This window comes from Porphyromonas uenonis 60-3, from assembly GCF_000174775.1.
In the GTDB taxonomy this organism is placed as follows: domain Bacteria; phylum Bacteroidota; class Bacteroidia; order Bacteroidales; family Porphyromonadaceae; genus Porphyromonas; species Porphyromonas uenonis_A.
In genome coordinates this window covers 51103-61244 of the sequence record NZ_ACLR01000221.1, presented here as the reverse complement: position 1 = coordinate 61244, position 10142 = coordinate 51103, and the positions used below count along the sequence as shown (strand labels likewise).

Annotated in this window: 6 protein-coding genes; 4 read left to right on the top strand and 2 right to left on the bottom strand. The window is 54.0% G+C overall.

The genetic code is table 11. The features are described from left to right. Positions 1-86: 86 nt before the first annotated feature. On the bottom strand, positions 87-452 hold the full coding sequence (locus PORUE0001_RS08880; RefSeq protein WP_007364445.1) for a transposase: 366 nt from the start codon (positions 450-452) through the stop codon (positions 87-89). 406 nt (positions 453-858) lie between these two features. Here PORUE0001_RS08880 and PORUE0001_RS08875 point away from each other — a divergent pair, with 406 nt between their 5' ends. The 3 genes from PORUE0001_RS08875 to yihA are packed head-to-tail and all read left to right on the top strand — an operon-like array spanning position 859 to position 7787. After that, entirely contained in the window at positions 859-6585 is a 5727-nt protein-coding gene (locus tag PORUE0001_RS08875) for an MG2 domain-containing protein (RefSeq protein ID WP_007366085.1), read from the top strand. Further along, on the top strand, positions 6578-7138 hold the full coding sequence (locus tag PORUE0001_RS08870) for an HD domain-containing protein (RefSeq protein WP_007366091.1): 561 nt from the start codon (positions 6578-6580) through the stop codon (positions 7136-7138). Before PORUE0001_RS08875 ends, PORUE0001_RS08870 begins: the two co-directional genes overlap by 8 nt. 37 nt (positions 7139-7175) lie before the next feature. Continuing rightward, positions 7176-7787 carry a ribosome biogenesis GTP-binding protein YihA/YsxC gene (gene yihA, locus PORUE0001_RS08865; protein WP_007366088.1) on the top strand — a complete coding sequence of 204 codons (612 nt, stop codon included), beginning with the start codon at positions 7176-7178 and terminating at the stop codon, positions 7785-7787. Here the strand turns inward: yihA and PORUE0001_RS08860 are convergent. Continuing rightward, positions 7784-8365: an outer membrane beta-barrel protein gene (locus PORUE0001_RS08860; protein ID WP_007366092.1), complete on the bottom strand. Its 582-nt coding sequence runs from the start codon at positions 8363-8365 to the stop codon at positions 7784-7786. The two genes, yihA and PORUE0001_RS08860, sit on opposite strands and share 4 nt — an antisense overlap. A 635-nt stretch (positions 8366-9000) precedes the next feature. Between PORUE0001_RS08860 and PORUE0001_RS08855 the strand changes: the two genes are divergently transcribed. Beyond that, the gene (locus PORUE0001_RS08855; RefSeq protein WP_007366098.1) at positions 9001-10128 is read left to right on the top strand and encodes a hypothetical protein; all 1128 of its coding nucleotides are present in this window, start codon (positions 9001-9003) and stop codon (positions 10126-10128) included. Positions 10129-10142 lie beyond the last annotated feature (14 nt).

The window sequence follows — 10142 nt, the reverse complement described above, 5'->3', positions numbered from 1 at the left end:
TTTGCGGCTGACTTCTAGCTGCTGACAAAGGTAGGTTATGGAGAGCTTTTGATCTCTCACTTGGGCGGATTCAAGCTGTTTCACGGCTACAAATCGGTCTTTTTTTTTAGATCAATGTGGTAGCGATTCAAGACCACTTCGAGTAGTGTTTTGTTGACCAAGGCCTTGCTCTCAGCTTGGAAGAGGGCTGCTTTGAGGCGAGCGTTTTCGCGCTTGAGTTCTGCGTAATCTGGATCTACGGCTTTGTTCTTGTTTGTCTTGCTCATAGTGCTTTGGTTGGGTAACTCTACACCAAAGGTACGCAACCAATTTCGAATGGTGCGTGCGGTGATGCCGTAGCGCTGGCTGGTGGTGGCGATGCTCTCGCCTGTGGCTAGGAGGTCATCGATGACTCTCCACTTGAAATCTAGGGGATATCCCTTTCGTCCTCGGTTACTTTTTTCTTGTTTCATTGTTGTTGGGGTTGGCTTCCCCAACTGTGTACTATTTCAGGAGAGGACATTGGTTCGTACCTCGGTGAAGAATCACCAATCCCCACCGAGGTATTTCGCTATTTCCTCAAGAGTAGCCCTTTTTAGGGGCGCACGATCGTGCGTCCGTTGAGTCAAAGCGAGACGATTTTTGACGTCAAAGCGTTGACACTGTAACCTTTAACGGAGACGAAGGCGCTCCCGCTAGCCACGCCGTGCGTCACCGCCGTGGGGAGCCTTGTGAGATTTACAAAATTTAAGTCAGTCGTTGCTCCTTGCTTGTTTGTATCTTTTCAAGTAACTTAGGGGTATCAAACGGGACTGTATTATGAGACTTCGCACCACACTATATATATTGTTCGCCACCTTACTGTCTGTCACTATGACTATGGCACAGCAACCAGCCAAATCTAGCCAAGCTCTCTACAAGGAGCTACAGGAATTACAGAAGAAGCGTCTGCCGACACAGACGCTCTCCTGCGCTGAGCGACTCGCCACTCAGGCTCTCCGTGAGGGCAATCTCAACTACACAATCGAGGCTCTAGAGGCGCACAAGACGGCTCTTCGCAGATTAGACTACAACCGTCTGCTGGAGCAGTTCCCCCTACTCCACACCACGTGGCAAGGACGAGATAAGTTGTCGGTGCGAGATCAGCGCTTCCTCGCTCTATACATAGCGAATCAGTATATCAGTCGGAGCTACAGTCAGCGCCTGAGGTCAGAGGGACTAAGCCTCACGACCCAAGAGCAAGACAGCGTCACGCCTCGCCACTGGAGCGATGCGGACTATATGAAAGCTATTGATCCATTGATGGAGACAGCTTTCGCACCCAGCGCTACGCTCTATAAGGTGATGCCACGACAAGAGGCGAAGCAGCTACCCGATGCGCTTTACGCTGATCAATTTCCCAAAGAGGGTAACTATACACTTATAAGCCACCTGCTGAAGGCTCTACCCCTCTCCCAGTTGCATCAGCTAGAGCAGCAAGTCGGACGCACACCCTCTTGGTCGGCTCGGATTGGTGCGCTCCTGACGGAAGATCAACTCCAGCAAGCGGACGAGGGGGCTAGGCTCTATGCCCTTTATCAAGCGGTGACGCTCGAGGAGACAACCCGTGGCACAGCTTTCAGTACCGTAGCGAAGCGGCTAGAGGGCTTGCTCAAGCAGAGTCAGCAGATGCACCTTGAGACGATGGAGATATACAAGCGGCTCTTCCCATACTACTACTATGCCAACGGCTCTGACCCTCTGCGTGCCTACCACTTCATCATGCCTTACCTAGAGTGGCTTGACAAGCAGGGCAAGTACTCTGAGTTCTGTCAGGATATCCGCGGTCGACTGTTTTCGCCAAAGGAAAACATCTCCCTGACTAGCTTTATCCTAGCCGACCATCGGGGAATGGTAAAGATGAAGCTGGCCAATGTAGAGCGACTGGAGCTCAAGCTCTTTGCGCTTACGCCACAAGATGCCATCAAGGCTGAAGGAAACACGATTCCCGAGCAAGCCAAGCTCGTCTGGAGTCACACATATCAGGGGAAGCAAGGTCTGGATGCGATGGTGCACCAGAGCGACTCGATAGAGCTTCCCTCCTTGCCCACGGGGCACTATCGCCTGCAAGTAGTCTCTCATCGCACAGCTGAAGCGCAACAACTAGAGGACGTGGAGCAGACAGACACAATGACTTACGACTGCACCGTAAGCGACCTATGGACGCTGGATCTAGGCAACGGAACAACTCAACTGCTGAATGCCCTAACGGGGCAGGCACAGACGGCGCCCATACAGCTGTGGAGCTATGGAGACAAGCGCTCAGGGTGGCACTCGAACTATAAGCCTACACTAGACAAGATTGGAGAGCGAACACCTGACAAGCTCGGTATCTTTGCAACACCTCGGCCGGCGAAGCAAGATCGTGCTGTGGATTTACTCGTGGAGAGTACAGACCATCGGTTGCTCTTACCCTTATGTAACCATTGGTATGGCTATCGTGGCGAGGGCGGTTCGTTTCAGCTACTCAAGCCAGTCAGCACGGCGTTCCTACAGACCGATAGAAGTATCTACCAGCTGGGTGATGCGATAGAGCTTTACGCTGTCGCTTACCGAAGGGGCTACGACCCGAAGCAAGCGATGGTGCTGCCCAAGCTAGACCTGACCATCGAGCTACACACGCCACAGGACGATATGATCGACTCGATCACAGTCCAGACAGATCAGTGGGGTCGTCTCCATGCGACCCTCCAGCTTCCTAAAGAGGCGATGACGGGCTACTACACCATTGAGATCTCTTGCTCCAACGATGTGGAGGAGTTTGCTGACAATAGTACGACCATTCACGTAGCGGAGTATAAGCGTCCGAGCTTTGAGGGCTCCTTGACCCTGCCCGAGGAGGCAATGACGCTGGGAGACACGATTACCGTTCGTGGCTCTGCAATGACTTACAGTGGCTATCCGCTCGCAGAAGCATCTGTAAACTATAGCGTGACGGGGAGCTATAGGAACTGGTGGTTTGATGAGGATGTTCCCGATCAGTTACTCACCTCTGGCACCCTCCAGGTCAATGAGCAGGAGGGGAGCTTTGAGTTCCCGATCACCCTCTCAGACTTACGCACCGAGGCTATGCGTCAGAACCCGCAGCCTTTGTCAGTTCACACCTACCGCATAGAGGTAACCATCACGGCGCCCAGTGGCGAGACGCAGCAGCTAAGACGATATATCTGGATTGGCTCGACACCTGTATCTATGGAGTACAAGGGGGCAAAGACCTTCTTCAAGGATAGGCCAGAGGAGACTCAGACTTTTACCATCCGTGTGACCAACGAGGACAATACGCCCATAGCCACGACGCTAGAGCTACGACTCACTTCGCTCGCTGATACGACAAGCTCTTGGTCGGTAGAGGTGCCCGCCAACGAGAAGCTACACCTGCCCGCAGAGTGGCTTCGCCTACCTTCGGGCTCCTACCGCTTGACTTACATTTACCACGATAAGACGGGTGAGACGCTAGAGAAAGAGCAAGAGGTAGTCCTCTTTGCAGAGCGTGACAAGCATCTACCGATACAGAGGGTGCTGTGGGCAGCTTCGCCTTCGGAGGAATACCCACGAGGTGGCGCACCTACGATATACTATGCCAGCAACGAGAGCCTGCAGTCTATCTACTACGTCATCAATACGGTAGACCAGCCCGCTATCTACGGACAGCTCCCTGCGCTCCCCGCCCAGCAGGTGGGTCGCTGGCAGCCGACGCTCCCCAAGAGTATTGACCCGAAGGGGCAGATCCGCATAGAGCTCTACTGCGTACGCAACGGACGCTACAGCTCTCAGAGCTTCGAGTATCACTATACGGCTGACCAGCCGACCCTGCAACTCTCGTGGATCGAGATGCCCGACAAGCTCCTCGCTGGCGAGACACACACGTGGCAAGCTCGCCTCACCTACAGCGATGGCACGCCTGCTCGTCGCATCCCCGTCATGGCGTGGATGTATGACGCTGCCTTGGAGAGCCTGCGCTCGCACAGCATCTATCGCTTGGCTCAATACATACCGCTCTACCTTCAGAATGTCAGTCCTAACCCTTGCTTCCGATTCGGTCTAGAGAAGCTCACGCCAATGGATTATGGTGCGATTTCTGGTGCGGTTTATGGTGCTAGAGCAAGCGTTCCACCGATGATGGCTCTTGCTAAGAACGAATCCTTAGTAGAAGATGATCTAGACCTCGCCTATGACGAAGCCGGAGCAAAAAAAGAGAGCAGCAACAGACTAGACGAGGTGGTGGTCACTGGCTTCGCCGCGCCTATTTTGCGAAAAGACTTCTCTCAGACCGCTTTCTTCCTAGCGGACCTCTACACCGACGACGAGGGCGTTGTCACCTTTACGGGCAAGATGCCCGAGGCACTCTCCAGCTATCGCCTAGCGCTCTTTGGCTACGACAGCCGACTGACGGACTGCGCCGCAACGGCCGACATCAAGAGCTACCGCCAGCTGATGGTCGAGACGCTGCAGCCACGCTTCCTCATGCAGGGAGACCAAGCTTACTTGACAGGGTCGATTCGTAACCTCACCGAGGAGCCGCTCCGTGGCACCCTTCGACTAGTCCTCTACGATGCTCTGGCGGCGGACAGCACGGCGACACCGCTTGCCGACGGCACGCTGGAGCTCGCTCTCACCGTTCCCGCCAGTGGCGTGACGCCCTACGCCATCGCCCTACCCGCTCTGCCAGATCTCTCGGCACTGCGGGTGCAGGTCTACTTCGTCAGCGGCTCACTCAGCGATGGCGAGGAGTACCTCATCCCCGTACAGCCAGCGACGGTACGCACCGTCGAGAGTATCCCCTTCGCTTGGGACAAGCAGGCGAGCTACTCCTACCCGCTCAGCGCGTTGCTCGGGCAGGCAAGCGATCCGTCAGCTTCGCTACACTTACAGCTCTGGAGCAATCCCCATTACTTCGCCTTGCAGCAACTGCCGATCCTCTTTAACAATGAGGAGCGAGACGCGATCAATACGGTTCTCCGCATCTACACTTTGACCCGCACGCAGCAACTGCTACGCCAGCCAGAGATAGCTCAGTGGGTTCAGGCACAAGCTCAGGCGAAAGCAACCGAGGGCGCCAACAAGTTGACCAGCAACCGTAAGACCACACTCCTCCCGCTAGACGAGACTCCTTGGCGTGCTACCGAGCGATGGCTCGACGGTGCGCAGGAACAGCTCTGGACACTCTTCAAGGCGCCCAATAAGCGCTCCGCCACCAAGGACATAGCGCAGCTGAGCAACCTACAGACCAGTTCAGGAGACTGGTCGTGGTACCCCGACATGCCAGGCTCCTCTTACCTCACGCCGCTCATCCTCGACTACCTCGCAGCTGTCAGTGAGCTAGAGCAAAACGAAGAGATAACCGCCATGCTCACTCGTGGTTGGCAGGCTTACGACCGCACCACGACCAAGCAGATGCAAGAGATGAAGAAAGAGCTAGCCAAGAGCAAGCGGAAACCTACCCTCCCCGCATGGGGTGCCGAGTGGCTCTACCTCTCCTACCGCTGGCGTGACGCTAAGGCTCTGCAAAAGGACCAGACCACAAAGGCACTCGTCGACTACCTCACGCCACTCCTCGTCAAGGAGGCGCAGCAACTCCCCCTCTACGCCCTACCGCAAGCAGCCTACACGCTCTACAAGCTGGGCAACTTAGCGCAAGCACGACAGCTCGCCGAGATCCTGCACGACCATCTATCCTACGAAGCGGCTCAGGGAGCTTTCTTTGCCAACACCCTCGTTGGCGGTTACTTCTGGCGAGACCGCTCTATGTCGCTACAGCGTGAGACTATCGAGCTCTTCGAGCTGTTGGGTATCTACCCCGACACGGTACAGCAGATGCGTCGCTGGGCAATGGAGTACCTACGCACCAATCTGCGCGCCTCCAACCTCACGCAGCTAGAGCTCCTGCTCACGCTCCTAGAGGACGGCGCTGGGGAAACGGCTACGCACGACCAGGTGACCATCTCCATACCTCTTGCCGATGGTACGACCAAGCGCATCGAGACCGACTCTTACTGCGGACTACAATACAAGCCTAGCCAACTAGACCGCACGGGTAGCATCGTCATCACGCACAGCGACCCGCAAGCTATCCTCTGGGGTGGCATCCTAAGCGTTGGCGAGAAACCACTTAGCGAAGTGTCCGAGCGACAAGGCGAACTGATGATCGAGAGCAAAACTTACGTTCGTGAGGAGATCAACGGACAACTGCAAGAGCGTCCCATCCAGTCTGGCGAAAAGCTCACCGTCGGGACTGTCCTCATCACGAAGCTTCGCATCACAACCCGTCGTGACCTAGACTTCGTCACCATACGAGACATGCGTTCCGCATGCTGCGAACCGCTAGAGCAGCTCAGTCACTACGAGTGGCAGCGTGGTCTAGGCTACTATGTCGAGGCGCGGAACTATGCGCAGATATACCATATCAATAGTCTACTCCGTGGCTCCTACGAGATTAGCTACGAGCAGAGCGTGGTACGTCCAGGCACCTACCAGCGTGGTATCACGCAGGCTCAGTGCGCTTATGCCACCGAGTACTCCGCCCAGACCGCTATGCCAACCCCTTACATCGTAATAGCAAATGATTGACCCCATACAGATCATCGAGCGTTACTACCCTACCGACACGCTCGGCTACCGCATCCTGCTGACCCACAGCCAGCAGGTTGCCGAGCTGGCGCTTGAAGTTGTACATCAGCATCCCGAGCTAGCGTGCGACGAGCGATTTGTCTACGAGGGCGCCATGCTCCACGACATCGGCATCTATCTCACCGACGCCCCCACGATCGGGTGCTACGGCACCGAGCCTTACCTACGGCACGGCTACCTTGGTGGCCAGCTACTACGTGAGCTAGGTCTGGAGCGTCACGCACAAGTTGCCGAGCGCCACACTGGCACAGGACTAGACAGTGAGACCATCCACGCTCGTGGACTAGATCTCCCGACCGACCGCCTCTATATGCCCCAGAGCATCGAGGAGCGCATCATCTGCTATGCCGACAAATTTTACTCCAAGACCCAGCTAGAGCACCAGAAGCCCCTGGAGAAGGTGCGCACCTCGCTCGCCAAGTTTGGCGCTGACTCCTTAGCCCGCTTCGACCAAATGCACGAGCAGTTTCAGGTGCCCAATACATTAGTCTAAAGCACCTATTCATTCATCTACCAAGACCCAAACAACAATGTTAATACACTCCGCCACCTTCGTACAGAGCAGTCCTTCAGTCAAGTCCTGTCCCCAGAGCACCCTCCCTGAGTACGCCTTCATCGGGCGCTCCAACGTGGGCAAGTCCTCGCTCATCAATATGCTCACCGGTCACAAAGGGCTAGCGATGACCTCGCAAAAGCCTGGTAAGACGCAACTCATCAACCACTTTCTGATCAATCAATCGTGGCATCTCGTCGACCTGCCTGGCTACGGCTACGCACGCCGAAGCCTCGAGCAGCGAGAGCAGTTTCGCAAGCTGATCACCCAGTATGTCTCTAAGCGCGAGGCTTTGGTCAATCTCTTTGTCCTCGTGGACATACGCCATGAGCCGCAGCGCATCGACCTAGAGTTTATCAACGAGATGGGCGAAAAAGGCATCCCCTTCAGTATCGTTTTCACCAAAGCGGACAAGATCGGCAAGCAGGTACAGCAGGAGGCTGTAGAGGCTTACCGATCTCGTCTACTAGAAGATTGGGAGGAGCTACCGCCCCTCTTCGTGACCAGTGCGTCGACTGGCATGGGGCGTGACGAACTCCTCGATTATATTGATCAGCTCAACCGTATGATAGCTGAGCAGGAGAGCTAAAACTCTAGCTCCAGTCCGACCATCAGATGCTCTGGCGTGAAGGATAGTCCGAATCCATTTGAAGGCACGCCAGGCTCATCACCATGGAAGCTCTTGCGATAGCCTAGGAATCCCAGACGCATACAGAGGCACAAGCCATCCGCAAGGTCTAGACAAGCGCCTGGACGCAAGCCCACCTCAAAGCCCTGGTGACTATGTTCGCCCTGTCTCTCATAGCTGTAGCCGACATTGCCGTCTAGATAGAGGTTGAAGGGGCCTCTGTGTAGGAAGTAGTAGCGGACGAAAGGTGAGAGCGAGAACTCGTGCTGTAGCGCCTTCTGGCTAGTCATCTCATACGACTTCAGTCCATATCCAGCCATCAGTCCCACGGCCCAGGTGTCGTTGAAGAAGTAACCTAGCTCTGGGTGAAACTCTAGCGACGTCGTCTTGGCATCGCTATTAACCCAAAAGCTAGCGACACCGCCCACGAACCACGATGCGTGGTCTTCGTGCTCGTCCGTTGTGGTCTGCGCCTGCAGAGAGCTGCAGCTCCAGAGGAGGGCTAGTAGCCCTGCGAAAAGTGTGAATAGTCTCTTCATGTTTAGAGGTATATGTGATTATTGGCGACAAAGGTCGGAATCTTTTAGGAGAAAAGCAATACCAATATAACGGTAACACCCACCTTATCGATCGCTTCCTCGGGGTGATCAACTATTTTCATGCCCATGAAAATGGATTTTCTTACCCATGAAAATGGATTTTCTCCCGTATGAAAATGGATTTTCTCCTGTATGAAAATGGATTTTCATCCGATGGGAATTACATTTCCTCGTGTTTATGGCGGCGAGCTATCCTGGACCTACTTCGGAGACTTGACGAAGAAACGGACTTTCTACCGAGGAAATTGAGATGCTCCAGGGAGCAAACGGCAAATTCTTCCGAACTTCGAAATCTTTCTTCCGAAGTTTCATTTCATTCTTCCGAACTTTTATTTCAAACTTCGGAGGAAATAAGCATTCTCCATGGAGCTATTTGGAAGTTTCTCCGTGGAGATTGACTTTTAGCGGGAGTAAAGCGTCACATCTCATCGCACACACTTTCGAAGCTTTACAAGGTCAGTTTACCAGCATCGGATAGCGGGCTTACTTAGTCGGGGAGCCTATTTGTATCGCTTATTTTGCTAACTTTGTCGCCAGAGCAGTAACTGTAGCAATCAAAACCAGAATCTCAAACCATGGCAGTAGAAATCAGACAAATAGATGGGCGCAAGGAACTGAAGAAGTTTGTTGAGTTCAACCTTGAGCTGTACAAAAACAATCCCTACCACGTCCCTGGCATCATCAAGGATGAGATAGACCTACTGGATAAGGACAAGAATCCCTCCTTCGATGTATGTGAGGCGGCCTACTTCCTAGCCTACAAGGATGGTAAGATCGTAGGGCGCATCGCAGGTATCATCAACCATAAGGCAAACGAGACGTGGAATCAAAACTACGCTCGCTTTGGTTTCGCTGACTTCATCAATGATGACGAGGTGGTCGACAAGCTCTTTGAGACTGTAGAGCAGTGGGGTCGCAACAAGGGAATGGACTACATACACGGGCCGATGTCCTTCACCGATATGGATCAGGAGGCGATGCTCGTGGAGGGTTTTGACCAGATGGGTACGACCGTAGGCCTCTACAACTACGCTTACTACCCCAAACAACTGGAGCGTCTAGGCTACGCCAAGAGTACCGACTGGAAGGAGTACCTGATCAAGATCCCTAAGGAGATCCCAGAGAAGCATCAGCGCATCGCCAATCTAGTGAAGGAGAAGTATGGTCTCAAAGTGGTTAAGTACAAGAGCCGCAAGGAGATTATGTCTCACGCTGAAGAAATCTTTAACACGCTCAATAAGGCTTACGCACCGCTCTATGGCTTTAGCGAGTTATCGCCCGCACAGATGGAGTACTATGCCAAAGCCTACCTGCCTCTACTGCGTCTAGACTTCTTTACCGCTATCGTCCGAGAGCGTGACGAGCAGATGATTGCTTTCGCCATCACGATGCCCAACTTGAGCAAGGCGATGCGGGCTGCCAAGGGACGGCTCTACCCCTTTGGCTTCATACCTCTACTGAATGCGCTCAAGACCCCGCCCAAGGTGGTCGACCTCTACCTCATCGGTGTCCTGCCTGAGTATCAAAACAAGGGGATCAATGCACTGATCTTCGCCGACTTGATACCGATCTACAACAAGTTAGGTGTCGAGACCGCTGAGAGTAATCCTGAGCTGGAGACTAATGTGGCAGTACAGCTACAGTGGAGCTACTTCGAGCGTAAGCACCACAAGACGCGCCGTGTCTTCATCAAGGAGCTCTAATCTCTTCCTTTATT

Bases quoted from the DNA above. Each gene is read 5' to 3' on its own strand.
- PORUE0001_RS08860 (WP_007366092.1), bottom strand. From the start codon at position 8,365: ATGAAGAGACTATTCACACTTTTCGCAGGGCTACTAGCCCTCCTCTGG.
- PORUE0001_RS08870 (WP_007366091.1), top strand. From the start codon at position 6,578: ATGATTGACCCCATACAGATCATCGAGCGTTACTACCCTACCGACACG.
- PORUE0001_RS08880 (WP_007364445.1), bottom strand. From the start codon at position 452: ATGAAACAAGAAAAAAGTAACCGAGGACGAAAGGGATATCCCCTAGAT.
- PORUE0001_RS08875 (WP_007366085.1), top strand. From the start codon at position 859: ATGGCACAGCAACCAGCCAAATCTAGCCAAGCTCTCTACAAGGAGCTA.
- PORUE0001_RS08855 (WP_007366098.1), top strand. From the start codon at position 9,001: ATGGCAGTAGAAATCAGACAAATAGATGGGCGCAAGGAACTGAAGAAG.
- yihA (WP_007366088.1), top strand. From the start codon at position 7,176: ATGTTAATACACTCCGCCACCTTCGTACAGAGCAGTCCTTCAGTCAAG.